This is a genomic window from Micromonospora sp. NPDC003944 (assembly GCF_053605225.1).
Genome location: NZ_JBSGIV010000004.1, coordinates 124,621 through 150,950, shown reverse-complemented (window position 1 = coordinate 150,950; position 26,330 = coordinate 124,621). Strand labels below are relative to the sequence as shown.

At 72.2% G+C, this 26,330-nt stretch carries 25 protein-coding genes; 6 read left to right on the top strand and 19 right to left on the bottom strand.

Annotation, left to right across the window (positions count from 1 at the left end; all coding sequences use genetic code 11):
• Positions 1-199: 199 nt before the first annotated feature.
• The 5 genes from ACWER9_RS03630 to ACWER9_RS03610 all read right to left on the bottom strand — a co-directional run bounded on the left by ACWER9_RS03630 (position 200) and on the right by ACWER9_RS03610 (position 8,696).
• Positions 200-1,600: a class II fumarate hydratase gene (locus tag ACWER9_RS03630; protein WP_452300295.1), complete on the bottom strand. Its 1,401-nt coding sequence runs from the start codon at positions 1,598-1,600 to the stop codon at positions 200-202.
• A 44-nt stretch (positions 1,601-1,644) separates the two neighbouring features.
• Positions 1,645-4,626, bottom strand: a complete 2,982-nt coding sequence (locus ACWER9_RS03625) for a BTAD domain-containing putative transcriptional regulator (protein ID WP_452300294.1) — start codon at positions 4,624-4,626, stop codon at positions 1,645-1,647.
• Between the two features lie 258 nt (positions 4,627-4,884).
• Positions 4,885-6,552 (bottom strand): fumarate hydratase, encoded by a 1,668-nt coding sequence (locus tag ACWER9_RS03620; RefSeq protein WP_452300293.1) that lies wholly within the window; start codon positions 6,550-6,552, stop codon positions 4,885-4,887.
• A 124-nt stretch (positions 6,553-6,676) separates the two neighbouring features.
• Complete coding sequence (locus tag ACWER9_RS03615) at positions 6,677-8,122, bottom strand: outer membrane protein assembly factor BamB family protein (protein WP_452300299.1); 1,446 nt, start codon at positions 8,120-8,122, stop codon at positions 6,677-6,679.
• 70 nt (positions 8,123-8,192) lie between these two features.
• Positions 8,193-8,696, bottom strand: a complete 504-nt coding sequence (locus ACWER9_RS03610; protein ID WP_452300292.1) for an Lrp/AsnC family transcriptional regulator — start codon at positions 8,694-8,696, stop codon at positions 8,193-8,195.
• 139 nt (positions 8,697-8,835) lie between these two features.
• Here ACWER9_RS03610 and hppD point away from each other — a divergent pair, with 139 nt between their 5' ends.
• The 4 genes from hppD to hisC all read left to right on the top strand — a co-directional run bounded on the left by hppD (position 8,836) and on the right by hisC (position 12,489).
• A complete protein-coding gene (gene hppD, locus ACWER9_RS03605; RefSeq protein WP_452300291.1) occupies positions 8,836-10,041 on the top strand; it encodes a 4-hydroxyphenylpyruvate dioxygenase in 1,206 nt (401 codons plus the stop codon).
• 11 nt (positions 10,042-10,052) lie between these two features.
• Positions 10,053-10,211, top strand: a complete 159-nt coding sequence (locus ACWER9_RS03600; protein ID WP_452300290.1) for a hypothetical protein — start codon at positions 10,053-10,055, stop codon at positions 10,209-10,211.
• Positions 10,212-10,393: 182 nt separating this feature from the next.
• The gene (locus ACWER9_RS03595) at positions 10,394-11,389 is read left to right on the top strand and encodes an RDD family protein (RefSeq protein ID WP_452300289.1); all 996 of its coding nucleotides are present in this window, start codon (positions 10,394-10,396) and stop codon (positions 11,387-11,389) included.
• On the top strand, positions 11,386-12,489 hold the full coding sequence (gene hisC / locus ACWER9_RS03590) for a histidinol-phosphate transaminase (protein ID WP_452300288.1): 1,104 nt from the start codon (positions 11,386-11,388) through the stop codon (positions 12,487-12,489). Before ACWER9_RS03595 ends, hisC begins: the two co-directional genes overlap by 4 nt.
• On the opposite strand, the gene ACWER9_RS03585 is transcribed toward hisC, so the two are convergent.
• The 6 genes from ACWER9_RS03585 to ACWER9_RS03560 all read right to left on the bottom strand — a co-directional run bounded on the left by ACWER9_RS03585 (position 12,486) and on the right by ACWER9_RS03560 (position 17,425).
• A complete protein-coding gene (locus tag ACWER9_RS03585) occupies positions 12,486-12,866 on the bottom strand; it encodes an LPXTG cell wall anchor domain-containing protein (RefSeq protein ID WP_452300287.1) in 381 nt (126 codons plus the stop codon). The two genes, hisC and ACWER9_RS03585, sit on opposite strands and share 4 nt — an antisense overlap.
• Before the next feature lie 87 nt (positions 12,867-12,953).
• Positions 12,954-14,213 (bottom strand): outer membrane protein assembly factor BamB family protein, encoded by a 1,260-nt coding sequence (locus ACWER9_RS03580; protein ID WP_452300286.1) that lies wholly within the window; start codon positions 14,211-14,213, stop codon positions 12,954-12,956.
• Between the two features lie 81 nt (positions 14,214-14,294).
• Positions 14,295-14,777: an SRPBCC family protein gene (locus ACWER9_RS03575; RefSeq protein ID WP_452300285.1), complete on the bottom strand. Its 483-nt coding sequence runs from the start codon at positions 14,775-14,777 to the stop codon at positions 14,295-14,297.
• Positions 14,778-14,921: 144 nt separating this feature from the next.
• Complete coding sequence (locus ACWER9_RS03570; protein ID WP_030327888.1) at positions 14,922-15,131, bottom strand: DUF397 domain-containing protein; 210 nt, start codon at positions 15,129-15,131, stop codon at positions 14,922-14,924.
• A 231-nt stretch (positions 15,132-15,362) separates the two neighbouring features.
• Positions 15,363-16,559: a fumarylacetoacetase gene (gene fahA / locus ACWER9_RS03565; protein WP_452300284.1), complete on the bottom strand. Its 1,197-nt coding sequence runs from the start codon at positions 16,557-16,559 to the stop codon at positions 15,363-15,365.
• Complete coding sequence (locus tag ACWER9_RS03560; RefSeq protein WP_452300283.1) at positions 16,556-17,425, bottom strand: hypothetical protein; 870 nt, start codon at positions 17,423-17,425, stop codon at positions 16,556-16,558. The genes fahA and ACWER9_RS03560 overlap by 4 nt, the downstream gene beginning before the upstream one ends.
• Positions 17,426-17,519: 94 nt before the next feature.
• Here ACWER9_RS03560 and ACWER9_RS03555 point away from each other — a divergent pair, with 94 nt between their 5' ends.
• Positions 17,520-18,686 carry a cupin domain-containing protein gene (locus ACWER9_RS03555; RefSeq protein WP_452300282.1) on the top strand — a complete coding sequence of 389 codons (1,167 nt, stop codon included), beginning with the start codon at positions 17,520-17,522 and terminating at the stop codon, positions 18,684-18,686.
• 16 nt (positions 18,687-18,702) lie between these two features.
• On the opposite strand, the gene ACWER9_RS03550 is transcribed toward ACWER9_RS03555, so the two are convergent.
• Genes ACWER9_RS03550 through ACWER9_RS03535 form a run of 4 tightly spaced genes read right to left on the bottom strand, consistent with a single transcriptional unit; the run spans position 18,703 to position 21,478 of the window.
• A complete protein-coding gene (locus tag ACWER9_RS03550; protein WP_452300281.1) occupies positions 18,703-19,731 on the bottom strand; it encodes a tetratricopeptide repeat protein in 1,029 nt (342 codons plus the stop codon).
• A gap of 10 nt (positions 19,732-19,741) precedes the next feature.
• Positions 19,742-20,227, bottom strand: coding sequence for a 2-C-methyl-D-erythritol 2,4-cyclodiphosphate synthase (gene ispF, locus ACWER9_RS03545; protein WP_452300298.1), 486 nt, complete (start codon positions 20,225-20,227; stop codon positions 19,742-19,744).
• A 13-nt stretch (positions 20,228-20,240) separates the two neighbouring features.
• Positions 20,241-20,936: a 2-C-methyl-D-erythritol 4-phosphate cytidylyltransferase gene (ispD, locus tag ACWER9_RS03540; RefSeq protein WP_452300280.1), complete on the bottom strand. Its 696-nt coding sequence runs from the start codon at positions 20,934-20,936 to the stop codon at positions 20,241-20,243.
• Positions 20,937-20,992: 56 nt separating this feature from the next.
• Positions 20,993-21,478 carry a CarD family transcriptional regulator gene (locus ACWER9_RS03535; RefSeq protein ID WP_007073334.1) on the bottom strand — a complete coding sequence of 162 codons (486 nt, stop codon included), beginning with the start codon at positions 21,476-21,478 and terminating at the stop codon, positions 20,993-20,995.
• A 328-nt stretch (positions 21,479-21,806) separates the two neighbouring features.
• Here ACWER9_RS03535 and ACWER9_RS03530 point away from each other — a divergent pair, with 328 nt between their 5' ends.
• Positions 21,807-22,493 carry a hypothetical protein gene (locus tag ACWER9_RS03530; protein WP_452300279.1) on the top strand — a complete coding sequence of 229 codons (687 nt, stop codon included), beginning with the start codon at positions 21,807-21,809 and terminating at the stop codon, positions 22,491-22,493.
• A gap of 9 nt (positions 22,494-22,502) precedes the next feature.
• On the opposite strand, the gene ACWER9_RS03525 is transcribed toward ACWER9_RS03530, so the two are convergent.
• From ACWER9_RS03525 to ACWER9_RS03510, 4 genes are all read right to left on the bottom strand, one after another.
• Complete coding sequence (locus tag ACWER9_RS03525) at positions 22,503-23,147, bottom strand: hypothetical protein (RefSeq protein ID WP_452300278.1); 645 nt, start codon at positions 23,145-23,147, stop codon at positions 22,503-22,505.
• A gap of 24 nt (positions 23,148-23,171) precedes the next feature.
• Positions 23,172-24,221 (bottom strand): type III polyketide synthase, encoded by a 1,050-nt coding sequence (locus tag ACWER9_RS03520; RefSeq protein WP_452300277.1) that lies wholly within the window; start codon positions 24,219-24,221, stop codon positions 23,172-23,174.
• 94 nt (positions 24,222-24,315) lie between these two features.
• A complete protein-coding gene (locus ACWER9_RS03515; RefSeq protein WP_452300276.1) occupies positions 24,316-25,482 on the bottom strand; it encodes an acyl-CoA dehydrogenase family protein in 1,167 nt (388 codons plus the stop codon).
• A gap of 40 nt (positions 25,483-25,522) precedes the next feature.
• Positions 25,523-26,296, bottom strand: coding sequence for a class I SAM-dependent methyltransferase (locus ACWER9_RS03510; protein WP_452300275.1), 774 nt, complete (start codon positions 26,294-26,296; stop codon positions 25,523-25,525).
• Positions 26,297-26,330 lie beyond the last annotated feature (34 nt).

Here is a 26,330-nt window from a genome sequence, read left to right as displayed (position 1 = left end):
ATCTGCGCCCGCTCCGCGGACGACAACCTCTGCCCCGGCATGACCCCTCATCCTCACGAGAATCCACCCCGTTGCAACAACCACTTGAGCCCAAGGCGCGCGGAGGCCACTACATCCAGGATCGAGCACGATCTTGCGGGGTGGGGCGGGGTGGGGTGGGGCAGCGCGTGGGGTGGGGTGGCGCGTGGGGTGGGGTGGGTCAGGGGTGGGTCATTCGGAGCAGGTCCAGCGTCTCGTCGAGCTGGGTCTCGGTCAGCTTGCCGGAGTCGACGTGACCCCGGGAGATCACCACTTCGCGGATCGAGGTCTGCTTGGCCAGCGCCTCCTTGGCGATCGAGGCGGCCTCGTCGTACCCCAGGTAGCGGTTCAGTGGGGTGACGATCGACGGTGAGCCCTCGGCGTACGCCAGACAGACCTCGGCGTCCGCGACCAGGCCGACCACCAGGCGGTCGGCGAAGAGCCGGCTCACCGCGGCGAGCAGCCGGATCGACTCCAGCAGGTTGCGGCCCATGACGGGGAGCATCACGTTCAGTTCGAAGTCGCCCTGCGAGCCGGCGAACCCGACCGTCGCGTCGTTGCCGATCACCTGGGCGCAGACCTGCCGCATCGCCTCGGCGACCACCGGGTTGACCTTGCCCGGCATGATCGATGAGCCGGGCTGGAGGTCGGGGATGCGCAGCTCACGCAGGCCGGCACGGGGGCCGGAGCCCATCCAGCGGATGTCGTTGGCGACCTTGTAGAGGCCGACTGCAACGGTCCGCAGCTGCCCCGAGGTCTCCACGAGCGCGTCCCGCGCGCCCTGCGCCTCGAAGTGGTTTCGCGCCTCGCGCAGCGGCAGACCTGTCGACTCGCGCAGCTTGTCGATCACGGCGGCGGCGAAGCCGAGCGGGGTGTTGATGCCGGTGCCCACCGCGGTGCCGCCCAACGGCAGCTCGGCCAGTCGGGGCAGCGCGGCCTCCAGACGTTCGATCCCGTAGCGGACCTGGGCGGCGTACCCGCCGAACTCCTGGCCGAGGGTGACCGGCGTGGCGTCCATCAGGTGCGTACGCCCGGCCTTGACCACGGTCTCGAACTCGGCGGCCTTGGCCTCCAGCGCGTCCGCCAGATGGGCCAGCGACGGCAGCAGGTCCTCCACGATGAACTGGGTGGCCGCCAGGTGGATCGAGGACGGGAAGACGTCGTTGCTCGACTGGGAGGCGTTGACGTGGTCGTTCGGGTGCACCGGTGAGCCCAGCTCACGGGTCGCCAGGGTGGCGATCACCTCGTTGGTGTTCATGTTCGACGACGTGCCCGAGCCGGTCTGGAACACGTCCACCGGGAACTGGTCGTCGTAACCGCCCTCGGCCACGTGCGCGGCGGCGGCGGCGATGGCGGCGGCCACGTTGGCGTCGATCACGCCCAGCTCGCCGTTGACCTCGGCCGCCGCGCCCTTGATCTGGGCGAGGGCCTTGATCTGGGCCGGTTCGAGGCCCCGGCCGGAGATCGGGAAGTTCTGCAGCGCACGCTGGGTCTGTGCCCGCCACAGCGCCTCGGCGGGCACCTCCACCTCGCCCATCGAGTCGCGTTCGATGCGGTAACCGGTCGCCTCTGGAGTCGTCACGCGTCCCATCCTGCCGCGCCCGTGGCCGACTCGCAGATGATCCGTCAGCCCAACTCGGCAAGCAGCCGTTCCGCCTCGTGCTGGTCCGGCGACTCGACCTGCCGGAACAGCGCCGACGCCTGCTGCAGGTGCGCGCGGGCCGCCGTCGGGTCTGTGGCCCGCAGGCACCTTGCGATGCCCTCAAGCGCCCGCGCCTTCTCGTAGCGGGTACCGAGCCGGCTGGCGTCGGCGAGCACCCGGCGGTGCAGGTCGAGCGCGCTTGCCGCGTCCCCCTGCTCCAGGATCGCCCGGGCCAGCAGGTTCCGGGAGGCGCACTGGCCGATCCGGTCGCCGGCATCCACCATCGCCACCAGCGCCTCCCGGTGCAGTGCGGCGGCCTGATCCGGCCGCCCGGCGTTGCGCTCCAGCACAGCGATCTCGTTCAGCACCTCCCCCTCGCCGAACCGATTGCCATCGCGTCGTTTGAGGTTCAGCGCGGTCCGCAGCAGACGGCGAGCAGGGCCGAGGTGCCCCATCCGGTGCCGCACCATGGCGAGGTGCCCCATCGCATTGTTGATCTGCCGGAAGTCCTTCGTCTGCCGGGCCAGTTGGAGGTGCAACCGAGTCAGGCGCAGCGCGTCGTCGTAGCGACCTCCGCCGATCAACGCGTAGGACAGGTTGTTCAACAGGTTGGTCAGCGCATGAACGTCCGCAGGACCGCGAATCAGACCGAGTGCCTCGTCGAACTTAGCCTCGGCCTGCCGGAGGTCACCGTTCGCCGCGTAGGAGATACCCAGGTTCCACAGCGTGGTGAGGACGTCGCTGCGCCGCCCGAGTTGGCGGCGCAATCTGAGCGCCACCTCCATCGCCCTGATCGCTTCCGGGAGCCGGGCCAGCCGGAAGTACGCCGATGAGACGTAGTTCAGCATGGTGGCGACCGCCGCCTCGTCGCCCAGCCCCTCGGCGACGCGCAAGCCGATCGTGTGGGTCTCGATCAGCTCGTCAAGGTGCCCACCTTCGAAGTTGAGCCGCCAGCAGGCACGGGCCAGCTTCCAACACTGGACCGGGAAGCCCTCCTCCTCGGCGACCCGGACCAGAGCGGTGAGCGCGGCAAGGTTCTCCTCGAACCACGCCCGCCCCTCGAACACCGGGGCGGCCAGCAGATCGGGTCGGCCGGGTGTGTGCGCGGGGATGTTGAGCCGACTGCCCGCCGCTTCGATCTGGCGCGCCATCGCCAACGTGACGGACAGGTGGTAATCAAGCAAGCGTTCCAGGGCGGCAGTGCGCTCGGTCTGCCGTTCCGGTCCAGTGAGCAGCAGCCGGGCGTACTCGCGGAGCAGGTCGTGTAAACGGTATCGGCCCGGCTGCACCTCCTCCATGAGGTGTGCGTCGACCAACTCGTCAAGCAGTTCCTGCGTGACGCCCAGCGGCAGTTCGACGAGGGCAGCGGCCACCCGACCGTCCAGGCGTCCGCCCGGGTGTAGCCCGAGCAGCGGAAACAGCCGCTGCGCCGACGGTGAGATCTGGGCGTACGACAGGGCGAACGCCTGCCCCACCGAGCGCTGCCCGGCGGTCAGCTCGGCCAGCGGGCCCGCCCCGGCGACCAGCCGTTCGGCGAGGTCGGCGACCCGCCAACGCGGCCGGTGCGCCAGTCGCGCGCCGGCCAACCGGATGGCCAGGGGCAGATGACCGCACCGGCGTGCCACCTCGGCGGCCGCCTCCGGTTCGGCGGCGACCCGCTCCACGCCTGCCACCCGACCGAGCAGCTCGATCGCCTCGTCGGCGTCGAGCACCGGCAGCGAGGACGGCCGGCCCTCGTCGAGCCCGACCAGCCGACGGCGGCTGGTGACGAGTACGAGGCAGTGCGAGCCGTTGGGCAACAGGGGTGCCACCTGGTCGGCGGTGGCGGCGTTGTCGAGCACCACCAACGCCCGCCGTCCGGCCAGCTCGATCCGCCAGAGCGCCAGCCGGTCGTCCAGGTTCTCCGGCACCCGTTCGGCTGGCACACCCAGCTGACGGAGCAGGGCAGCCACGGCCGTGGCCGGCGTCAACGGCCGGCGCTCGCTGTACCCGTGCAGGTCGATGAAGAGCTGGGCGTCGGGGTAGCGGTCGGCGAGCGCGGTGGCGACGTGCACGGCGAGTGTGGTCTTGCCACTCCCCGGCATCCCGTCGATCACCTGGATCCGGGTGCCGTCCTCCTCGATCTCCTTGACCAGGCGGGCAAGTGTCTGCTGCCGCCCGATGAAGTCCCCGATCGCCCGGGGTAGCGAGCGGACCACGCCGGCGGGGCCGGCCGGTCGGCCGGCCAACGCCAGGTCGCCGGCGAGCACCCGTTGGTGCAGCTCCTGCAGCTCGGCACCGGGTTCGATGCCCAGTTCGTCGGCGTAGGTCCGCCGGCCCTCGCGGTAGACGGCGAGGGCGTCGGCCTGCCGCCCGACCGAGGACAGGGCCAGCATCAGTTGGCCTCGCAGGTGCTCGCGCAGCGGATACCGGTCGACGCTCTCCGCCAGTTCCTCGATCAACTCGGCTGCCCGGCCGAGGCGCAGCTCGACGTCGACGCACTCCTCCAACGCGGTGAGGCGCTGCTCGTCGAGCGCCTGCGCTCGTCGGCGAACACTCCGGCTCGGGATGCCACCGAGTGTCGGCCCCCGCGACAGCGCCAGCGCGGCGCGGAACCCGGTGCGCGCCTCGGCCAGCCGGCCGGCGACGACGAGCGCTCGGGCCGCCTCCACGCCTCGGGCGAAGACCTCGGCGTCCAGGTCGTTCGGTGCGGTACGCACGCCGTACCCCGCCGGGTCGGTGACGATGAGGTCCGGTGCCAACCCGAGTTCGGTGAAGCGGCGACGAAGCCGCGACACGCAGGTCTGCAACTGCGCGCGGGCGGTGGCCGGTGGGCGGTCCTCCCACACCGCGTCGACCAGTTCGTCGACCGGCACGAGCCGGCCGGCCCGCAGCAACAGCATGGCGAGCACGATCCGGTCGCGTCCGGCGGTGACAGTGGACTCGCCACCGCCCACCCGCAGGGGCCCCAGGATCCCGAACCGCATCTGCTCTCCCGCGTCAGTGGTGCAACTTCCAGCAGAGTAGTCCGGTGGTAACTGATCGCCTCGGCCAGGCGATAGCGATCTGAGAGCGGATCGACAGCGCCGCTCAGCAGACTCACCCGGGGTTGTCGGTGACGGCATCCGACGGGGGCGGTGCGCCCGTCCCACCCCAGCGGGGCGGGCGCACCGATGTCGGCAGGCACGGATGACCGAAGGGGCGTCGGGCGAGTTCGCCCGGCGCCCCTTCGCGTACGTGTGGAGTCAGCGACGGCCGACGGTTAGCACCGGCTTGGTCACCTCGGCGAAGAAGTCGTTGCCCTTGTCGTCGACCACGATGAAGGCGGGGAAGTCCTCGACCTCGATCTTCCAGACCGCCTCCATGCCCAGCTCGGCGTATTCGAGGACCTCGACGTGCTTGATGCAGTCCTGGGCGAGGCGGGCGGCGGGGCCGCCGATCGAGCCGAGGTAGAAGCCGCCGTGCTGCTGGCAGGAGCGGGTCACCTGACGCGATCGGTTGCCCTTGGCCAGCATCACCTGCGAGCCGCCGGCGGCCTGGAACTTCTCCACGTAGGCGTCCATCCGGCCGGCGGTGGTCGGGCCGAACGAGCCGGACGCGTACCCCTCCGGGGTCTTCGCCGGGCCGGCGTAGTAGACGGCGTGGTCGCGCAGGTACTGCGGCATCGGCTCACCGGCGTCCAACCGTTCGGCGATCTTGGCGTGGGCGATGTCCCGGGCGACCACGAGCGGCCCGGAGAGCGAGAGGCGCGTCTTCACCGGGTACTTCGACAGCTCGGCGCGGATCTCGTCCATCGGCCGGTTCAGGTCGACCCGGACGACAAGTTCGGCGTCGAGCGAGTCGTCGGTGACGTCGGGCAGGAAGCGCGCAGGGTCGGTTTCGAGGCGCTCCAGCCACACGCCCGACGGGGTGATCTTCGCAACGGCCTGGCGGTCGGCCGAGCAGGAGACGGCGATCGCCACCGGGCAGGACGCGCCGTGCCGGGGCAGCCGGACCACCCGTACGTCGTGGCAGAAGTACCGCCCACCGAACTGCGCGCCGATGCCGAAGTTGCGGGTCAGCTCCAGGACCTCCGCCTCCAGCTCCAGGTCGCGGAAGCCGTGCGCGCTCATCGAGCCCTGCGTCGGGAGTGCGTCCAGGTACTTGGCGGAGGCGTACTTCGCGGTCTTCAGCGCGTACTCGGCGGAGGTGCCACCGATGACGATGGCCAGGTGGTACGGCGGGCAGGCGGCGGTGCCGATCAGCCGCAGCTTCTCCTCCAGGAACTGCATCATCCGCACCGGGTTGAGCAGCGCCTTCGTCTCCTGGTAGAGGTACGACTTGTTGGCCGAGCCGCCGCCCTTGGCCATGAAGAGGAACTTGTACGCGTCGGGGTGCCCGTCCGGGTCCTCGGCGTACAGGTCCACCTGGGCGGGCAGGTTGCTGCCGGTGTTCCGCTCGTCCCACATGGTCAGCGGGGCGAGCTGGGAGTAGCGCAGGTTGAGCCTGGTGTACGCCTGGTAGACGCCCCGGGAGATGGCCTCCGCGTCGGCGCCGTCGGTGAGCACGTGCCGACCGCGTTTGCCCATCACGATGGCGGTGCCGGTGTCCTGACACATGGGCAGCACACCGCCGGCGGCGATGTTGGCGTTGCGCAGCAGGTCGAGCGCGACGAATCGGTCGTTCGGCGAGGCGGCCGGGTCGTCGATGATCGCCCGGAGCTGCGCCAGGTGCGCGGGGCGCAGGAAGTGCGCGATGTCGTGCATCGCCTCGGCGGTCAGCGCGGTGAGTGCGGCCGGCTCCACGGTGAGGAACCGGCGGCCTCCCGGGCCGTGTACGACGTCCACGCCCTCGTCGGTGACCAGGCGATAGTCCGTCTGGTCCGGGCCGGTCGGCAGCAGAGGGGCGTACGAGAATGCGGCGGCACTGCTCATGAGCGGCAAGCCTAGGGCAGACCGGTCGATCACTCCCACCCGCCGGGCGGGTCCTGGGACGCCGCTCTCATCCACCAGGCGTGCCGGGCCCGGCCGCCGTCCGGATCATCGCGCGAACCGCCGCTCAGCCGTCCTTGCCGCCGCCCGGGTCGGGGCAGAGTTCCCTCTTCGGCCCGCAGTCACCGTCGTCCGGCCTACCGGGGCCGGTGACGCCCGGCTTGGGATTCCCACCGTCGCTCGGCGGTCGGGCGGGCGAGCCTCCGGACGCGCCGAAGCGGACGTACCCGATCTCCCGCCCCTCACCAATGATCATGCCCTGTGACCCGACGGCGAGGGCGTTCGCCGAGGTGCGCAGCGCGGCCAACTCCCGGCCGGTACGCGGGTCCAGTGCCGCCAGCCGGGACGGCTTCTCGTCGGACACCACGGCCGCGTACGGGGTGAGCGCCGCCCCGGCCTTGCCGCTTGCGGGCCGCGTCCAGAGCACCTTCTCGGTGCCCAGCTCACGGGCGACAATCGAGCGCTTGTCGGCGGCTCGGAACACCGCCTGACGGTCGTCCACCGCGATCAACTTGGTGCCCGGCTCACCGACCCAGAGCAGTCGCCCGTCGTACCCGTCGATGACCGCCTCGCGGCCGTCCGGCGCGACGCCGATCAGCACGTTACGGGCCCCCTGCGGGTCCTCGCGTTGCACGCAGCCGGCGGAGTCGGCGGTGCGCAGGTTGACGCCGGCCCGCTGCCAGGCCTCCTGCCCGGTAGCCGAGTCCCGGGCGGAGATGGCGAAGTAGCAGGTGCCGTCCTGGGAGCGGGCGGCGATCCGCAGCAGTCGACCGCCCACCACGGAGAGCCGCTCGTCCCGACTGGGCTCGACGTTCTGCAACACCCGGCCGGTGGCGGTGTCGACCACGTGGACCCGACCGTCGACCGGGAAGCCGAGCAGCGGCGGCGCAGCCTCCGCACCGGCCACGCCGTCGTCGATCCGGGTGGCGGTGAGCCGGCGGGTGCCACGTAGACCCGGGTTGTCGGCGAGCAGGCCGCTGTGCACCCCGGGCAGGAAGGCCGTCCAGAGTGGCGCGGTGCCGCGCGGGTCCCAGGCGCTCAGGGTGCAGTCGGTGGCGTCCGTACACCGGGCGTCGAGGAGCAGGTTGCGGTACGTCCAGACCGCCACCGCGTCATCGTCACGCCGCCGGGTCACCCCGGTCGTCGGGTCGAGCAGCTCGTATCCCTTGACCAGGAGTTTGCCCACCGCCACGACCGGGTCGCGGTCGCCGCCGGCAACCGCCGCCCAGTCCGCCTTGCGCTCCCAGAGCTGGCCGCCGGTGGCCAGGCTGCGAGCCTCGACCCGGGTGCGCTGCTCGACCACGACGGCGTCGCCGGCGATGGTCACGCTGCGCGGAGTGCCGCCGACCCGTTGCTGCCAGACCACGTCGGGCTCGGAGATGGGTTCGCTGCGGTCCACCCAGTCCCAGAGGCCGGGGAACGGGTTCCACACGCCGGTCGCGGCGAGCGCGACGACCACGGCGAGGCCGAGCAGCAGCCCACCGCGCACGCTCCCCTTCGCCACACCGCACACCGTAGCCACGATCACGGATCTTCCGTACGCCCACGCCGCCGTGTCGTCGCGCTTTCTGGGCTCGGAGGTGTTACAGCGCCCTGCCGTCGGCCCGAACGGCGCTGCGCACCAGCGGAAGCGTGCGGTACGGGATCTGTTCGGCCAGCGCGATGATCGTCGAGGCCCGGGTGATGCCCGCGGACGAGACGATCTGGTCGATGACCCGTTGCAGGTCGGTGTTGGAGCGGGCCACGATCCGGCAGAGCAGGTCGCTGGAGCCGGTGATGGTGTGCGCCTCCAACACCTCGGGGATGGCGGCGAGGTGAGCGGTGACCGGGTCGTGGCCGTGCCGCTGACTGATCTCCAGGGTGACGAAGCTTGTCACCCCGAACCCGATCGCGGCCGGCGCGATCTCGGGGCCGAAGCCCCGGATGACCCGCCGCTCGACAAGCTTGTCAAGCCTCGCCTGCACGGTGCCACGTGCCACCCCGAGCCGGCGGGAGCACTCCAGCACCCCGATCCGCGGCTCCTCGGCGAGCAGTTCGATCAAGCGCACGTCGAGCGCGTCGAGCTGTACATTCTGCTCACCATTCATGAGTGCAGACCATACCGAATGCGCAACCTGACCAGCCATTCTGGCAACAGTTGCCCACTCGACGCCGGGGCAGCGATCCTCGCCACAAGAACCGACCACGGCGGCCCACAAGGCCGGCCGGTACGCGAGGGAGCCCACCATGACCCAGGCGATCGACCGACCCCAGTCGACCGAGGACGTCGACGTCGACCGGCTCGTCGGCGCTGTCGACCACGACATCAGCCGCGACCCGTTCCCGGTCCGGGGCCTCGACCACGTGCACTTCCTGGTCGGCAACGCCAAGCAGGCCGCCCACTACTACTCCACCGCCTTCGGCATGACCTGCGTGGCGTACCGCGGCCCCGAGCAGGGCTACCGGGACCACGCCCAGTACGTGCTGACCAGCGGCTCGGCCCGGTTCGTGCTGACCGGCGCGGTGCGCCCGGACGCCGACGGCGCCGAGCACGTGGCCCGGCACAGCGACGGCATCAGCGACATCGCGCTGGAGGTGCCGGACGTGGACGCCGCGTACGCGCACGCCATCGCGCAGGGCGCCGCGAGCGTCGTCGAGCCGCACGAGGTGACCGACGAGCACGGCACGGTCCGGATGGCTGCCATCGCCGCGTACGGCGACACCCGGCACACCCTCGTCGACAGGTCCCGCTACACCGGCCCGTTCCTGCCCGGCTTCGTGGCCCGGGGCCCGATCGTCGACCGGCAGCCGATGATCGACGCCGGCATCCAGCCGAAGCGCTTCTTCCAGGCCGTCGACCACGTGGTCGGCAACGTGGAGCTGGGCCGGATGGACGAGTGGGTCGAGTTCTACAAGCGGGTGATGGGCTTCTCCAACATGGCGGAGTTCGTCGGCGACGACATCGCCACCGACTACTCGGCGCTGATGAGCAAGGTCGTGGCGAACGGCACCCGCAAGGTGAAGTTCCCGCTCAACGAGCCGGCGATCGCCCGCAAGAAGTCGCAGATCGACGAGTACCTGGAGTTCTACCAGGGCCCGGGCGCACAGCACATCGCGGTCGCCACGAACGACATCCTCGCCAGCGTCGACGCGATGCGCGCGGCCGGCCTGGAGTTCCTGGACACCCCGGACTCGTACTACGACGACCCGGAGCTGCGCGAGCGCATCGGCAACGTACGGGTGCCGATCGAGGAGCTGAAGGCCCGCAAGATCCTGGTCGACCGGGACGAGGACGGCTACCTGCTCCAGATCTTCACCAAGCCGGTGCAGGACCGTCCGACGGTCTTCTTCGAGCTGATCGAGCGGCACGGCTCGCTGGGCTTCGGCAAGGGCAACTTCAAGGCGCTCTTCCAGGCGATCGAGCGGGAGCAGGAAGCCCGCGGCAACCTGTAACACTTGCGAGCGTGACGCAACCTTCGCCGTACCCGACGCCGCCGGTCGGTGGGCCTCAGCCCGCCGCCAGCGGCGTCGCGCCGCAACCCGGCCCACACGCCCAGGGGTACGCCCCGCGACACCTCCGTGACGAGGTCACCGCGATGGTCGTCGTTAAGGTGTCCCCGTGACCGAGCGAAGCGGAGCGGTGGCGTGAGCGAGCGCAGCGAGCGAACCAGCAGGCTCAGTAGCGTGGCGCCTCGCGCCGTCGCGCAGCGAAGCGGAGCGGTGGCGTGAGCGAGCGCAGCGAGCGAACCAGCAGGCTCAGTAGCGTGGCGCCTCGCGCCGTCGCGCAGCGAAGCGGAGCGACGGCGTGAGCGTTCAACCTGGTTGGTACGTCGACCCCGCCGACACCGAGACCCGGCGTTACTGGGACGGCGAGGGTTGGCTCGGCGCGCCCATTCCCGTCGACGCGACCCCACCCGACGGCCCGCCGCCGCCCGAGCCGCCGCCCGCGCCGGTCACCCCGGCGGAGCCCGCAGCGTCGGCGACCCCCGGCTCGGCACCCCCAGCTTCGGCGAACGGCGCACCGGGCTGGTCACCACAGCAGGGCCCACCCCCGGGGTACGGCCCACAACCGGGGCACGGCCCGGGTTGGGGGCCACCGGCCGGTCCCCCCGGGGGCCCGCAGGCCGGGCCCTCCGGCTGGGGCCCTCAGGCCGCTCCTCCCGGCTGGGGCCCGCAGGCCGGCTGGCCCGGACGACCGCCAGAGCCAAGACCGCACGGCCTCCGGCTGGCCGGCTACGGCCGCCGGTTCGTCGCCCGGCTGATCGACTTCGGCATCGTCTTCGCCCTGAACGTGGTCGTCAACGGTTGGTTCGTCTGGCGCTGGGCGCAGGAGTGGGCGCCGTACTGGCAGGAGGTCTTCCGGCGCGCGGCGCGCGGCGACACCTCCGCGGAAGGCCTGCCGATGCCCGGTGAGCAGGCCGGGTCCCTGCTGGTGGCGATCCTGCTCATCGCCACGGCGCTGTGGCTGGCCTACGAGGTGCCGACCATGGCCTCCGGTGGACAGACCGTCGGCAAGCGGGTGATGCGGATCCGGGCGGTGCCGATCACCGCCGACCAGCCGCTGGGTTTCCGCCGGGCGCTGAGCCGGTGGAGCACGCTGGGCCTGCCGACCCTGCTCTGGTACTGCCTCGGGCTCGGCCTGGTGCTGCAACTCGTCGATGCCCTCTCCCCCCTCTTCGACCACCCCCTGCGCCAGGCGCTGCACGACAAGCGCGCGCAGACGGTGGTCGTCGAAGTCCCGTACCACACCGAGCCCGCCCCCTCGAACGACCGCGACCAGCCCCCGGGAGACACCCCATGACCGACTCCGGACGTCACCAGCCGGCGCTGCGGCTGACCCGCGTCGACCTGGACGCACTGCCCAGCTACGTGCCCGGGCGCAGCCCCGCCGACCTGGCCCGGGAGCTGGGCCTGCCGGAGGCCATCAAGCTGGCCAGCAACGAGGTGCCGTACGGGCCGCTGCCCGGCGTGGTGGAGGCGGTCACCGAGGCGATCGCCACCTCGCACCGCTACCCGGACATGGGTGTGGTGGCGCTGCGGGACGCGCTTGCCGAGCGGTACGGCGTGGACGCCGACCGGATCGCCACGGGCTGCGGTTCGGTGGCGCTCGCCGAGCACCTGGTGCGGGCCACCTGCCTGCCCGGCGACGAGGTGCTCTACTCGTGGCGCTCCTTCGAGGCGTACCCGATCATCGTGGCGACGAGCGGCGCGACGAGCGTGCGGGTGCCCAACGACGCCGGGCACGGGCACGACCTGGCGGCGATGGCCGCGGCGGTGACCGACCGCACCCGGGTGATCTTCGTCTGCAACCCGAACAACCCCACAGGTACGGCGGTGCGCCGCGCCGAGCTGGACCGTTTCCTCGACGCGGTGCCGGACGACGTGCTTGTGGTGATCGACGAGGCGTACCGGGAGTTCGTCACCGACTCGGAGGTGCCGGACGGTCTCGACTACCTGGACCGGCCGAACGTGGCGGTGCTGCGCACGTTGTCGAAGGCGTGGGGGCTCGCCGGGCTACGGATGGGGTGGCTCGTGGCCCAGCCGGTGGTGGCAGCCGCCATCCGCAAGGTGGCGACCCCGTTCTCCAGCAGCACGGCGGCCCAGGCCGGTGCGCTCGCCGCGCTGACCCAGGTGACCGAGATGGAGCGCCGGTGCGCCCTGGTCGTCGCCGAGCGGGACCGGGTCACCGAGGCGCTGCGCAAGTTCGTGCCCGAGGTGCCGACGAGCCAGGCCAACTTCGTGTGGCTGCCGTTCGGCGAGCGGGCCGTGGCGTTCGGCAAGGCGTGCGAGGCGCGTGGGGTGATCGTGCGGCCGTTCGCCGGGGACGGTGTCCGGGTCACCATCGGCACCCCGACCGAGAACGACGCGTTCCTGGCGGCGGCCGAGGCCGCGCTGGCCTAACCGGCCGACCGGCGACGTCGCAGCAGGACCCCGCCGACCACAAGCGCCGCTCCCAGCAGGGCCAGGACGAGAACCGATGGCCCCACACCGGTGACCGGCAGCTTGCCGCCGTGCTGCGGTGAGCGGGTCGGCGGCTGCGGCCGGGCGGTCTCGGTGGGCCGCGCCGTCGGCGGCTGAGTGGGCGGGGCCGTGGTCGGTGCCGGACGCACCTCGAACGTCACTCCGGTGCCGGCGCTCGGCGCCGCCGCCACCCTGCCGGACGGTTGGCCGGCGGCGTTCGGGGCGCCCGGCGCGAGGAGCGCAGCCGCGAGGACAACGAGCGCGACCAGGCCCAGCCGGCCGGCGACCGGGATCGCGAGCAGTCGTCGGTACAGCATGTCGGTTACCCCCGGATCACCCACAGTGACGTTGAGGGGACCCTATCGCCGAACGTGAACCAGAACCGTGATTGCCGGTTCCCCGCCTCAGCTCACCACCAGGATCACCGGTTCGGACGACAGGAAGTACCGCTGGTCGTCGGCATCTGGGTCGACAGGTCTCCGGATTCGTTCCACCGCAACGTATCCGTCCTCGGCGGCAACCGCCCCGGGCGCCCAGCCGGTGCCGTCCGAGCCGACGTTCAGCCGGAAGCGGGACAGCTGCGCACCGGTAACCGGGTTCAGCGTGACCAGGTCGTTCTCCTCGGTGAGCAGGTGCAGCCGGCCGGGCTGGACGGCGAGTACCCGCGTAGCCGGTCCGAGGCCACCGACGCGCCACCGCTCGGTGCCGGTGCGCGCTGAACGGCCCACCGCAGTCCCGTCGAGCACCGTCACCGCCTGTTCGTCGACAAGGGTCGCATCGGCCAGGTCCAGCGCGGTGGCGGGGGCGGGCTCGCCCACACCCACCAGCCAGCCCCTACCACCCGCGTCGCCCGGCCCGGCGGTCCGCAGGCCGGAGCAGTCCGAGTGGCCGGTACGACAACCGAGCGGCGTCACCACCAACCCGTTCGGGGCCTCCGTCGGCCGCCAGCGCGACCGGACCGTGCCGGTGGCCGCGTCCCGAAACTCGACAGCGGCCGGCCCGGCGCAGGTGTCCAGGCCGATCAACTGGCCGGTGGGTGTCGTACCGACGTCACTGCGGCAGGCACCTGGCAACTCGACCCGCCACAGTTCCCGACCCTCGGTCAGATCGATCCCACGCGCCTCGCGGTCGCCGGTCACCACCAGCACCGTCCGGCCGTCCGGCAGGGCGGCGCGGTAGAGCCCACGCGGATCCCAGACGGTGGCCGCCCCGGTCCGTCGCACCGCCGCGTCGCCCTTGGCCGGCACCGGGCCGTCAGCGCGCCACAGCACCCGACCTGTGGACGCGTCGAGCGCCACCACCCGACCGTCGGACCAGCGGCTGACGACGGTACGACCGCTGGCCACCACCCCGGTCAGCTCCGCCGGCCACCTCCGGTACGACCAGAACGGCGAGGTCCGGTACCGCCCGTCGACCGGCCGGTCGGCGTAGACCTGGCGGTGTGCGGCGTACACCCGCAGTCGTCCGTCGACGATCAACGGGGCGACCGGCAACCGACCGACCACACCGGCAGCCGGTCGGGCCGGGGCCGGATAGTCGGCCCGCGCCACGGTGCTCACCTCTGTCGGAGCGAGGACCCGGTGGACGATGACCGCGACCGTCCCCATCGCGAGCAGCGCCGCGACCGCGATCACGAGCCGTCGTCGACCTCTCCGGAACCTCATGCCGCACCTCCGCCCGGCACCCTACCCAGCGCAGGGGGTCGGACCCCGAACAGGTCACGGCGATGGGTGACAGGGTGGTGCTCAGGCGGCTTCGACGGAGCCGGTCGCACCTGCGGCGACGGCAAGATCGGCGAGGTCGCGGCGGAGCGCGGCCTCGACCGCCCGCGCAGCCAACCCGCCGAGCAGCAGCGCCACCACCCGACCGTACGGTGCGGTCGGCACCGCCTCGTGGGTGACGGTGACCGCCGTGCAGCCCCGACGGCGGCGGCGGACCGGTCGCAGGCTCCAGGTGATCCGGTAGTCCGCGCCGGCGCCGGAGGAACAGAGCACCAGTCGCTGCGGCGCGAGCGCCTCGACCACCAGGAACTCCTCGGTAAGCGTGCCGCCACCGGGCTGGACACGCTCCTCACGCCAGGAGGTGCCCGGCCCGAACGAACCCGGGGTGAGCACCTCGATCGGGCCGGCCGCGGTGAGCCGGGCGGAGCGGCCGGGCAGGTCGGTCAGCAGACGCCAGACGTCGACAGCGTGCGCCTCGATGATCCCGGTAATCGCCACCGTCGACATGCCACCCTCCCGTGTCCCCGACGGTACGCGGAGTGAGGGCCGGACGGGGCCCCCGGGGCGGAATTTCCATCCCCCGGGGGCCACGTTGTCCGATTGGTCGGTCGCCTCGGCACCGATCGTCGTCGACAGGTGCCGAAGCGCCGGTCAGCGTTCGAAGCGACCGGCCCGAATCGCGCCGATGAACGCTGTCCACCCCGGCGGGCTGACCGCGAGTGTGGGACCGGCCTGGTCCTTGGAGTCGCGGACTCCGACCAGACCGTGGACGTCGACCAGGTTGTCCGCCACTTCCACGCAGAGCCCCTGGTCGTTGGAGCGGCTACTGGTACGCCAGACCGCGCCCGCAAGATCGTGCATCGTCGTTACCTCCGTGTGCGTCGGGATGCCTCCCGCTGAGGCCGGGCGTGAGCCCGGCCGGCGCGGGAGGACGTGATCCGCGTGACCAACGGCGTAACGAGGGCTCTTGATCGCACCCGCTGTGCGATCAAGAGTCCCGTGAACGAGACGAGTCGACGACCTGACAGTAGGCGCGTTCCGGAACGACGGCAGTGACCGGTCGAGCTGACCGGCTGGGCTGCGGTGCCGGGCTCAGCGGGCCGGACGAACCGTGCCGGACACCTCGCCGAGGGCGATGGTGGTGCCGTCCGGGCCGGGGGCGGTGGCCGTGATGGTCACCGTGTCGCCGTCCTCGAGGAAGGTGCGAGTCTCCGCGCCCACCTTCACCGGCTCGGCGCCTCCCCAGGTCAGCTCCAGGAAGGACCCGACCTGCCCCCGGGCGGGGCCGGAGACGGTCCCGGAGGCGTACAGGTCACCGGTCCGCAGCGAGGCGCCGTTGACGGTGAGGTGCGCCAACTGCTGCGCGGGGGTCCAGTACATGGTGGCGAACGGCGGCTCGCTCACCTGCTCGCCGTTCCACTCGACCACCAGGCGGAGGTCCAGTCCCAGGTGCGGTACGTCGCGCAGGTAGTCGACCACCGGCGGGTCCTGGTCGGGTGCCGCCACGAACGCGTTCGCGAGCGCGTCGAGCGGCGTCACCCAGGCCGAGACCGAGGTGGCGAACGACTTGCCGAGGAACGGGCCGAGCGGCTGGTACTCCCAGGCCTGGATGTCCCGGGCCGACCAGTCGTTGACAAGCACCACACCGAAGACATGCTCGGCGAAGTCGTCCACCGCGACCCGATCGCCGAGCGCGCTGGGTACGCCCACCACGAAGCCGACCTCGGCCTCGATGTCGAGGCGTACCGACGGGCCGGTGACCGGGCCCTCGGCGGAGGCCCGCTGCCCGGTCGGCCGGGTCACCGGCGTGCCGGAGACGACCACGGTGCCGGCCCGGCCGTGGTAGCCGATCGGCAGGTGCTTCCAGTTGGGCAGCAGGGGCGGCTGGCCGGGGCGGAAGATCTGCCCGACGTTCGACGCGTGGTGTTCGGACGAGTAGAAATCCACGTAGTCGGCGACCTCGATGGGGAGCAGCAGCTCCACCTCGTCGAGGGGCACCAGCAGCGGCTCGACCGCGGCCCGGTGCGCCGGGTCGGTCAGCAGCTCGGTGAGCCGCTGGCGTACCGCCGTCCACTGCGGACGGCCCAGGGCCATGAAGTCGTTGAGCACGGGCCGGCACAGCGTGCCGGCGGCAAGCACCAGTTCGGCGGCCTCCGCGGCGGCGAGGTCGAGGACCCAGGACCCGATGCGTACGCCGATCCGTGACGGACCACCGTCTCGCCGGAACACCCCGTACGGCAGGTTCGTCACCCCATACGGCGAACCGTCGGCGCCGGTCACCCAGGTCATGTGTCGTAGCCCCCGTTCACCAGCCCAAGCCGGATCAGATCGGTAAGTGGTTCCAGGATGCTGCACGAGCCGAAGCCCACCCACAGGGGGCGGGGCGCGTCCAGCCGTGCCGTCGCGCGCTCCACCAGGGGGCGCGGGTCGACGACCGTCAACAGCTCGGCGACCGGGCGCGCCCCGTCGCCGTCGGCGGCGGCCAGGGTCGCGGCCAGCACGTTCGCGTAACCGTGGTGGGTGAACCCGGTCTCCGGGTCCAGGTGTCGGACCGCCTGGTGCAGCCCGGCGGTGAGCTTGAAGGGCAGGCCCCGGTCCCGGCAGGCGCAGATCACCGCGGCCAGCTCGGTCGGCGTGGGGAAGAGTTCGGCTGCCAGGCCGCCGGTGCGGAACTTGGCCGCGATCGGCACCCCGTCGGCGCGCGCGGCGACGAGCGCGTCCAGCGCACCCATCAGCCCGAAGGTCAGCGGCAGCTCGGCGTAGACGGCCGCCACGCCCGGCAGCGAGTCGGCGAGCCGCAACAACTGGGCGATGCCGGGAAGCGGGTCCTCACCGCGCTTGGCGACCGCCACCTCCACCTGACGTGCCGTGACGCCGCCCGGGGCGAGAAACGACAGCGCGAACGGCAGGTTCCCGATCCCGGTGTCACCGATCACGCCGACCACCAGGCCCTCGCCCGGGTCGACGAGGCCGGTCAGCTCACCGGCCGCCACGCCCGAGGCGGGGATCAGCAGCGGGCCGACCAGATCGGCGTACCACGCGGCGCGGTGCCGGCGGTGGGCGGTCAGGGCGTCGTGCAGCGTGGCGCTGCCCGGTGGGAAGACGGCGGCGTCGTCCACCAGGCCGTGAAGGAGTGCGGGCACCTGCGTTGACACGGAACAAGAATGTACGGGACGCTACGAGGAACGGACAACAGCGTCCGATTATCGGACGCCCTCGGCCGGTGAACGGGACATATCGGGAGGCGAGATGCCGTACTACCGCAGCGTCGGCGAGGTGCCACGCAAGCGCCACACCCAGTTCCGGCAGCCCGACGGCAGCCTCTACGCCGAGGAGCTGATGGGCCAGGAGGGCTTCTCCTCCGACTCGTCCCTGCTCTACCACCGGCACGCGCCCACCGCGATCCTGGCCGCCGACGAGTTCACCCCGCCCGCGTTCACCCGGGCGCCGAACCTGCCGCTCAAACCCCGCCACCTGCGCACCCACAAACTGGACACCGGCGGTTCCGACCCCGTCCTCGGCCGGCAGTACCTGCTCGCCAACGACGACGTACGGATCGGGTACGTCCTCGCCGACCGACCCTCACCGCTGTTCCGCGACGCCACCGGCGACCACTGCCTCTACGTCGAGTCGGGCACCCTGCGGGTCGAGTCCCCGTTCGGGGTGCTGGACGCCGTCGCCGGCGACTACGTCGTCATCCCCACCTCGACCATCCACCGGCTGGCGCCCACCGGCGACCAACCCGTCCGGCTGCTCGCCGTCGAGGCGTCCGGGCACATCGGCCCGCCCAAGCGCTACCTCTCCGTACGCGGCCAGTTCCTGGAGCACGCGCCGTACTGCGAGCGGGACGTCCGCGGCCCCGACACTCCGCTGCTCGTCGACGGCGAAGAGGTCGAGGTGCTTGTCCGGCACCGACGCGGCTGGACCCGCTACGTCTACGCCCAGCACCCGTTCGACGTGGTCGGCTGGGACGGGCACCTCTACCCGTGGGCCTTCTCCATCCACGACTTCGAGCCGATCACCGGCCGCATCCACCAGCCCCCGCCGGTGCACCAGACCTTCCAGGGGCCCAACTTCGTCATCTGCTCGTTCGTGCCACGCAAGGTCGACTACCACCCGCAGTCGATCCCGGTGCCGTACAACCACCACAACGTCGACTCCGACGAGATGCTCTTCTACACCGGCGGCAACTACGAGGCCCGGCGCGGCTCCGGCATCGAGCAGGGCTCGATCTCACTGCACCCGTCCGGGTTCACCCACGGCCCCCAGCCGGGTGCCGCCGAGCGGTCCATCGGAGCTGACTACTTCGACGAGTTGGCGGTCATGGTCGACACCTTCCGTCCGCTGGACCTCTGCGACGCCGCGAGCGCCTGCGAGGACGAGGCGTACGCCTGGACGTGGGCCCGTCGCGGCTAGGGCGTGTGTCAAAGCCCTAGCGGATGGCGGTTCTGGTGAAGACGGCGAACTCGGCCACCGCCGTGACGGCGATGGCAAGCACCAGCGGCCACGGGGAGCCGACCATGGCGTACACCAGCAGCAGCAGCGGCGCGGCGGCCACGGCGTAGACGGCCAGGGCCATCGCGCGGTCCGAGTGCAGCATGGCGGGCAGGACGGTCCGGGTCAGCCCGGGCAGCCGGGCCGCGAGCTGCCAGACGACGATCGCGCCGGTGAGCGCGGCGAGCACCGCGAGGATGCGGGAGAACCCGCCGCTCGCCGACGCCGCGAACGCGACGAGCACCGCCGCCACGAGCGACCAGCCCGCGCCGTAGAGCACCAGACGGTGCAGCCCGTACGCGAGGGTCCGTGGCGAGTCGATCCGGCTCGGGCTGGTCGTCACCGCCACCGCGATGTCTTCCAACGCCTCCGACCAGCGACGCTGCTCCAGCCGCAGGACACCGACGTCGTGGCCGGCCTCGGCGATCCGCGGGTCGAGCCGCAGCGCCTCCCGGTAGGCCCGCTCGGCCAGGTCGAACAGGTTGAGCCGGGCGGCGACCAGGCTGAGCACCAGATGCGCCTGCGGCTCCTGCGGGGCCAGCTCGACACCGCGCCAGGCCGCGTTCAGCGCCGGCTGACCGTTGCGGGCGCCGGCCAGGATCGCCGCCGCGCTGCGCTGGGCGTACGCGTCGGCCGGGCCGAGCCCGAGGATGCGGTCGGCGGTGGCCGCCGCCTCGGCGTAGCGCTCCAGGTCGGTCAGGGCCATGCCCCTGGCCACCAGCGGCGGCAGGGCCTCCGGTGCGACGGCCACGGCCGCGTCGGCGGAGGTGAGCGCCTCGCCGGGGCGGTCGGCGGCCAGGTGCACCCGGGCCAGCATGGTCAGCGCGTCCACGTCGTCCGGCTGGAGGGCCAACCCGTAGGCCAGCTCCCCGGCCGCCTCGTCGTAGCGGCCGAGCTCGGCGAGGAGTTGGGCCCGCTGGACGTAGCCGTCGGCCGCGGACTGGTCGGGGGTGGGGTCGCTTGACATCGCGGCGAGCCTAGGCGGCCGGAGCGTCGTACACCAGGGCCACCGCGACCCCGGCCAGCCCTTCCTCACGGCCGGCGAAGCCGAGCCCGTCGGTGGTCGCCGCGGAGATGGTGACCGGGGCGCCGACAGCGGCGCTGAGGACCTCCTGCGCCTCCGCGCGGCGCCGGCCGATCTTGGGACGGTTGCCGATGACCTGCACGGACACGTTGCCGATCTCCAGACCGGCGGCCCGCACCCGGCGGGCGGTCTCGGTCAGCAGCGCGACCCCGGACGCACCGGCCCACTCCGGCTGGTCCACCCCGAAGGCGGAACCGAGATCGCCGAGACCGGCAGCGGAGAGCAGCGCGTTGCAGGCGGCGTGCGCGGCCACGTCCGCGTCCGAGTGCCCGGCCAGGCCATCCTGGTCGGGCCAGAGCAGCCCGGCCACCCAGCAGGGTCGGCCAGGCTCGAACGCGTGTACGTCGGTGCCGATGGCGACCCGAGGAACGATCATGATCAAAGGGTACGCGTCAACCGCCAGCGGCAAGCAGATGCTCCGCCAGAGCCAGGTCGAACGGTCGGGTGATTTTCAGCGCGTACTCCGAGCCGGGCACGCAACCCACCGCGACGCCTTGCTTCTCCACCAGCCCGGCGTCGTCGGTGAGGGAGTCGCCGGCGGCGGCGTGTGCGGCGCTGAGCACGGCCCGACGGAAGCCCTGCGGGGTCTGCACCGCCCGCAGGGCGGAACGATCGACGGTGCCGAGCACCACCTCGTCGGCATCGACCTCTTTGACGGTGTCGACGACCGGCAGGACCGGGATCACCGCGTCGCGCCCACCACGGACCGCCGCCGCGACGGATTCGACCAGCTCGGGCGGGGTGAGCGCGCGGGCAGCGTCATGCACCAGGACGATCGTCGGGCCGGCGGGCACCGCGGCCAGCGCGAGGGCCACCGACGCCTGCCGTTCCGCGCCGCCGGGCACCACGATCACGGGTGCGACCGGGGCCAACAGCTCGCGGACGGCCTGCACCTCGGCGGGTGGCGCGGCCACCACGATGGTGTGCACCGACGGTGCGGCGGCAAGTCGGCGCACGGCGTGCACCAGCAGTGGCTCACCGGCGAGCAGGCGCAGCGCCTTGGGTCGGCCGGGGCCGAGCCGTACGCCGGCACCCGCCGCAGGCACGAGGACCGCGACGTCACCGCGCGGATTGAGCTGCGCGGTCACGTCGCGGTCCTCGGTGGTTTCTTCACTACGAAGTGGGTACGACGATGCTGTGCGGACTAGGCCTCGGTGAGGACCTTGTCGAGCAGCGTCTCCGCCTCATCCTTGGTGCTCTTCTCAGCCAGCGCGACCTCGCCGACGAGAATGTCGCGGGCCTTGGCGAGCATCCGCTTCTCGCCCGCAGAGAGGCCCCGCTCCCGCTCCCGGCGCCACAGGTCACGCACGACCTCGGCGACCTTCAGCGGGTTGCCGGAAGCCAGCTTCTCCAGATTTGCCTTGTAACGCCGCGACCAGTTGGTCGGCTCCTCGGTGTGCGGAGCCCGCAGAACGTCGAAGACCTTACCGAGGCCCTCTTCGCCAACCACCTCGCGGACGCCCACGATCTCGGCGTTCTCGGCCGGCACCCGGACCGTCAGGTCACCCTGCGCGACCCTCAGGACGAGGTATTGCTTAGGCTCGCCCTTGATGACCCGAGTCTCGATTGCCTCGATGAGTGCGGCCCCGTGGTGGGGGTAAACAACGGTCTCGCCGACACTGAAAACCATAGGTTCGAAACCCCTTTCGCTGTGTCTAGGGTAACACGCTCAGGCACCGATGTCTCACCGATGTCCTGACCGTTGGCGCAGCTCAGGGGCCCTGTGAGAGGTCTTGCTTCAGCTTGACAGGCGGTCAAACCGATGGTTCGAACACGCTCCGTAACGCACAAATGACTGCCCGGTACGGGTGAACAGAACGTCGAGATCAAGGGCTATGCGCTCCTCCCATGGTAGCCCGGCCAGCGGGACCGCGCCCAGATGTAGCGGGAGGTGCCCCTGGTGCGCGACCCTGGAGGCCGAGCCGCACTCCGCTCTCGAGACGCTTCCAGGAGGTCCGATGGGCAAGCCGGACGCAGAAGGTCACGGGCCACCCGACGGCCTGCCCGGCCTGCCGCCCGAATGGGGCCGCGTGGTGGTCCCCGACGACGCCTCCGCACTGGCCTCCGAGGCCGCTCAGATCCGTCGTGAGCTGCGCCAGGCCGGCGGCGACCACCGGGCTCTGGGCCTACCGCTGCTGGTGCTGCTGGTGGCGGTCCTCACCACTCTGGCAGGGCTGCTGGTGGTCACCTGGCCCCGGGCCAACCGCGGCACCGACCGGCCGACCCCGGCCCCCTACGCGCCACCCGCGACCCTCATCGGTCGGGCGCTACCCGCACTGGATCTGGTCGACGCGGACGACGCGCCCGTGCCACTGCGCGGCCTGCTACCCGCCATGATCATCCTGCTGGACGGCTGCCCCTGCCCGGACCGCGTCACCGACGCCCTGGCGGCCGCGCCCGTCGGCGTCTCCGTGGTCACCGTCACCGGCGGGCGGACCGTCCCGGCCGGGCCCACCTACACCCAGCGGCCGGTCCACGCCCTGGCCGACCCCGCAGGAGGGTTGCGGTCGTTCCTGGGCCAGCCGGCCCGCCCGGGCGCCGCAACCGCCCTGCTCGTCGACCGGGCCGGCACCGTGACCCGGGTCCTGCCCGACCTGGGCACCGTCGAGTCCTACCGGAACGACCTGAGCGCCCTCGCCTCCTGACCCGGGTGCTCAGCGCCGCAGCGCGACGAGCTGCGCCTCGATGTCGACCGGCCGGTCGACGGCCGACAGCGACACCCGGAACGGCCCGCTTCCTGGCAGCACCTCGGCATTGGCGATCGCGCCGTCGCAGTCGATGCGCGGCTGGCCGACGATCTCGGCTCCGGTGGACGTCACCGCCAACGTGCCCGGCCGGGTGCACCGGTACTGCAACAGGTAGCGGGCGCCATCGTTGCTGGCCTGTCGGGTCAGCCCCTCACCAGGAGCGAGTTCCCGTTGCTCCCGCCAGATCGTCTCGTGGAACGGCGGCAGGTCACCCGAGGGAAAGAGCGCCTCGGGATCGCCCTCGATGTCGGTGATCGAGCCCGTCTCCGGGTCGATCACCGCCCACGGGCTGCTCTGCACCCGGACGACCTCGCCGGTGGCGGGGTCCATCCGAGCCGTGATCCGCTCTTCGGGCTCGTCATCCAGGATGAGGCGTTCCAGTGGGGTGCCGACGCTCCGCTCGGCGCTCGGGGTCGCCGTGGGAGAGGCGGCCGTCCCGGCCGTCGACGCGGGCGCGGCGGAGCGCCACCACCAGCCGCCGACCACCAGGACGGCCGCCGCGGCTACGAACAGCACCACCGAGCGCAGCCGATCGTCCTCCGTCGCATCCACCACCCGAGCGTACCGGCCGGAGGTTCAGTCCTGTCGATCGAGCAGGGCGGCGTACAGGGTGAGACCTGGGCCGAAGGCCAGCATGACGATGCGCCGGGCCGCCGGGGCAGCCCGGCCCAGCCGATCCAGGATCAGCAGGACGGTCGGCGACGAACAGTTGCCGTGCTCGTCGAGCGTCGCCCAGGACGCCGCCAGCCCCAGCGGGGGCAGCGCCAACTCCCGCTCGACCACGTTGAGGATCCGCGGCCCGCCCGGGTGCACCGCCCAACCGTCCACCTCGGAGCTGGTGACACCGTGCCGGGCCAGCAGATCCTCGACAAGCCCACGGACGTGCCTCGACAACACCTGCGGCACCTTCGGCGACAGCCCCATCCGGAACCCCGCGTCGGTGACGTCCCAGGTCATGTGGTCGGCGGTCGAGGTGTCGGTGACGGCGGTGACCTCGCGTACCGCGTACCCCCGGCCACCCGGCACGACCACGGCGGCGACCGCGGCGTCCGAGAAGAGCGCGTGGGAGACGATCTGCTGGGTGTCCACCCGGGCGCTTGACGGCTGGATGTGCAGGCTGGTCAGCTCCGCGCAGAGCAGGAGCGCCGGTCGGCCCCGGGCGGCGACGAAGTCACTTGCCGCGCCTAGCCCCGGCAACGCCGCGTAACAACCCATGTGGCCGATGAACATCCGCTGGGTGTCCGCGGCCATGCCCAGGTCCCGGGCGAGGAGGATGTCCAGCCCCGGGGTGGCGTACCCCGTGCAGGAGCAGACGATGAACAACCCGATGTCGCCGGCGTCCAGCCCCGCCGCCGTCAACGCCCGACCCACCGCCTCCTTGCCCAGCGGCAGCGCCTCCACCTGGTAACGGCGCATCCGGCGCTCGGTCGGCCAGTCCGAGACATCCTCCAGCAGCGGGTTGACCGCCGCCTGCCGTCGGGTCACGCCCGAGTTGGCGAAGATGCGCTGGGCCAACGACCGGGTGGTGCCGGAGAAGTGCTTGGAGAAGAAACCCTCCCACAACTCGTCCTGCGAAGCGGACGGCGGCTGCGCTGTCCCGAGCCCCGCGATCACTGGTACGGACACGATCCCCACCTCTCGTCAGATGCTGTCCTCCCCCTGGCCGTCCCACCAGCCACCTCGGCTGGCCGTTTCTCCGTACGAGCCCGGGGGCGCGGGCTCACCAACGCGGTGCCGATCCGTCGCGGTCCGGGTCGCCGCCGAGCGCGGCGATGCCGAGCCAGTCGGCGCAGACGTCCGACGTGGCCGGGTGCAGTGAACCGCAGCGGGCGTCGCGGTAGAGCCGCTCCAGCGGATGACCACGGCGGGTCGCCGAGGTGCCCGCTGCCTCCAGCACCGACGCCGCCACCTCGGCGGCAGTGGTGCCGGCGAGCAGCTTCGCCCGCCACACCCAGCGGTTGGTCTCCTCATCACCCGGCGCCTCGTCCACCCGGCGGGCCGCCTCGGCCACCACCAACTGCGCGGCGGCCGTCGCCGCGTCCGCCCGACCCAGCCGGGCCCGCACCGCCGGCAGACCGGCCAGGTTGCGGGCGTTGAGGTGCTCGGCCGCCGCGTCGATCGCCGCGCGGGCCACCCCCACGTAGACGGCCGCGTAACTGGCCACCAGCCAGTGCGGCATCAGTTGAGCGACCACCAAGGCCAACCCCTCCACCCCGCCGAGCAGCCGGTCGGCGGGCACGCTGACGTCCAGGTGCAGGTCGTGGGAGGAGGTGGCGCGCATGCCGAGCGAGTCCCAGGTCGGCTCCACGGTCAGCCCGTCGCCGGCCGGCACCAGGAACTGGGAGACCACCGACTGGTCGGCCACGCTGCGGGCGGCCACCAGGTAGCCGTCCGCGTGCCCGGCGCCGGAGCAGAAGGTCTTGCTGCCCTTGAGGTGCCAGCCCCCTTCGGTCGGCTCGTACGCCGTGGTCAGCTGGGACAGCCGCGCGCCCGCGCCACGCTCGCTCATCGCGACCGCGTACCAGGAGCCCTGCGCCGCCGCGCCGAGCAGTCGGTCGCGGGCGGCAAGCGCCTCGTCCGGCACGCCAAGCGCCTCGGCCAACTCCTCGGTGACCGCGCCGAGCGCGCCGGTCACCGAGGCGTGCATGTTGAACACCAGGGCGGTCGCACCGTTGCCCCGGGCAAGCTCAGTGGCCACCGCTGCGTACTCGGCGAAGGTGGCCCCCAGGCCGCCGAGCGCCCGGGGCACCATCAGCCCGAACAGGCCGGCCTCCCGCAGGTCGGCGAAGTCGTCCACGGGGAAGGAACCGTCCCGGTCGTGCTCGGCCGCCCGCGCGGCGAACCGCGGTGCCAACCGGCGTGCTGCCTCGAGCGCGTGCACCGTCATCTCGTTCCTCCTCGGCGTTCCATACCCCGCCACGGCCTGACTATCCTTTGCGGACCCCCCGGCCCTGGTAGAGCACGGCGGTGGACCGGGTCGGCACGATGCGCGGCGCGCGGCCGGCGGGCACCGCACCTGCCGACGTGCCCGCGCGGGCCCGGCGCAGCAGCCAGGCGAGCACGCCGCCGACCTGCGGACGGATGCCCTGCAGCCGCAGGTCGACACCGTGTCGGGCGCACTCCGCCACGAGCGCCCGCGCGTCCACGAACAACCGCGGATCGTGGATGCCGCGGGGCACCGTCGGCAGGCGCTCGGCGATCCGGACCGCGACGAGCCGGGCCAGCGCCGTGTCGTTCAGGGTGTCCAGTACCAGCACGCCGCCGGGGCGCAGCAGCCGACACGCCTCGGCCACGGCTTGCGGCCAGGCCGGCACGTGCTCCAGCAACTCGCCCGCCGAGACCACGTCGGCGCAGCCGTCAGGAAGCGGAACTGCGGTCGCATCACCCTGGACCACGCGCACCCCGTGCTCGGCCGCCTGAACGAGGGCCGAACGCGTCAGATCCACCCCGACGTGGCGGTAGCCCTTGCCGTTCAGGTGCGGCGCGAGCAGGCCGGCACCGCAGCCCAGGTCGACGAGCAACGCGCCCGGACGGGTGGCCGGCGGCACCAGCGCGGCGCGCGCCTCCGCCAGCCAGTGCAGCATCGCGAACGCGCCATCCGGCCGCCACCACTCTCCGGCCAGATCGTCGTACTGACGCGGATCGTTTCGCGGCAGCACCCTCGCACCAGTGGATGCCCCGGCCGCAGCCACGTCTCGCATGGAACCGAGCGTGGCACGACTGCTCGGTAACGAC

Bases quoted from the DNA above. Each gene is read 5' to 3' on its own strand.
- ACWER9_RS03625 (WP_452300294.1), bottom strand. From the start codon at position 4,626: ATGCGGTTCGGGATCCTGGGGCCCCTGCGGGTGGGCGGTGGCGAGTCC.
- ACWER9_RS03620 (WP_452300293.1), bottom strand. From the start codon at position 6,552: ATGAGCAGTGCCGCCGCATTCTCGTACGCCCCTCTGCTGCCGACCGGC.
- ACWER9_RS03610 (WP_452300292.1), bottom strand. From the start codon at position 8,696: ATGAATGGTGAGCAGAATGTACAGCTCGACGCGCTCGACGTGCGCTTG.
- hppD (WP_452300291.1), top strand. From the start codon at position 8,836: ATGACCCAGGCGATCGACCGACCCCAGTCGACCGAGGACGTCGACGTC.
- hisC (WP_452300288.1), top strand. From the start codon at position 11,386: ATGACCGACTCCGGACGTCACCAGCCGGCGCTGCGGCTGACCCGCGTC.
- ACWER9_RS03585 (WP_452300287.1), bottom strand. From the start codon at position 12,866: ATGCTGTACCGACGACTGCTCGCGATCCCGGTCGCCGGCCGGCTGGGC.
- ACWER9_RS03580 (WP_452300286.1), bottom strand. From the start codon at position 14,213: ATGAGGTTCCGGAGAGGTCGACGACGGCTCGTGATCGCGGTCGCGGCG.
- ACWER9_RS03575 (WP_452300285.1), bottom strand. From the start codon at position 14,777: ATGTCGACGGTGGCGATTACCGGGATCATCGAGGCGCACGCTGTCGAC.
- ACWER9_RS03570 (WP_030327888.1), bottom strand. From the start codon at position 15,131: ATGCACGATCTTGCGGGCGCGGTCTGGCGTACCAGTAGCCGCTCCAAC.
- fahA (WP_452300284.1), bottom strand. From the start codon at position 16,559: ATGACCTGGGTGACCGGCGCCGACGGTTCGCCGTATGGGGTGACGAAC.
- ACWER9_RS03555 (WP_452300282.1), top strand. From the start codon at position 17,520: ATGCCGTACTACCGCAGCGTCGGCGAGGTGCCACGCAAGCGCCACACC.
- ACWER9_RS03550 (WP_452300281.1), bottom strand. From the start codon at position 19,731: ATGTCAAGCGACCCCACCCCCGACCAGTCCGCGGCCGACGGCTACGTC.
- ACWER9_RS03535 (WP_007073334.1), bottom strand. From the start codon at position 21,478: ATGGTTTTCAGTGTCGGCGAGACCGTTGTTTACCCCCACCACGGGGCC.
- ACWER9_RS03530 (WP_452300279.1), top strand. From the start codon at position 21,807: ATGGGCAAGCCGGACGCAGAAGGTCACGGGCCACCCGACGGCCTGCCC.
- ACWER9_RS03515 (WP_452300276.1), bottom strand. From the start codon at position 25,482: ATGACGGTGCACGCGCTCGAGGCAGCACGCCGGTTGGCACCGCGGTTC.
- ACWER9_RS03510 (WP_452300275.1), bottom strand. From the start codon at position 26,296: ATGCGAGACGTGGCTGCGGCCGGGGCATCCACTGGTGCGAGGGTGCTG.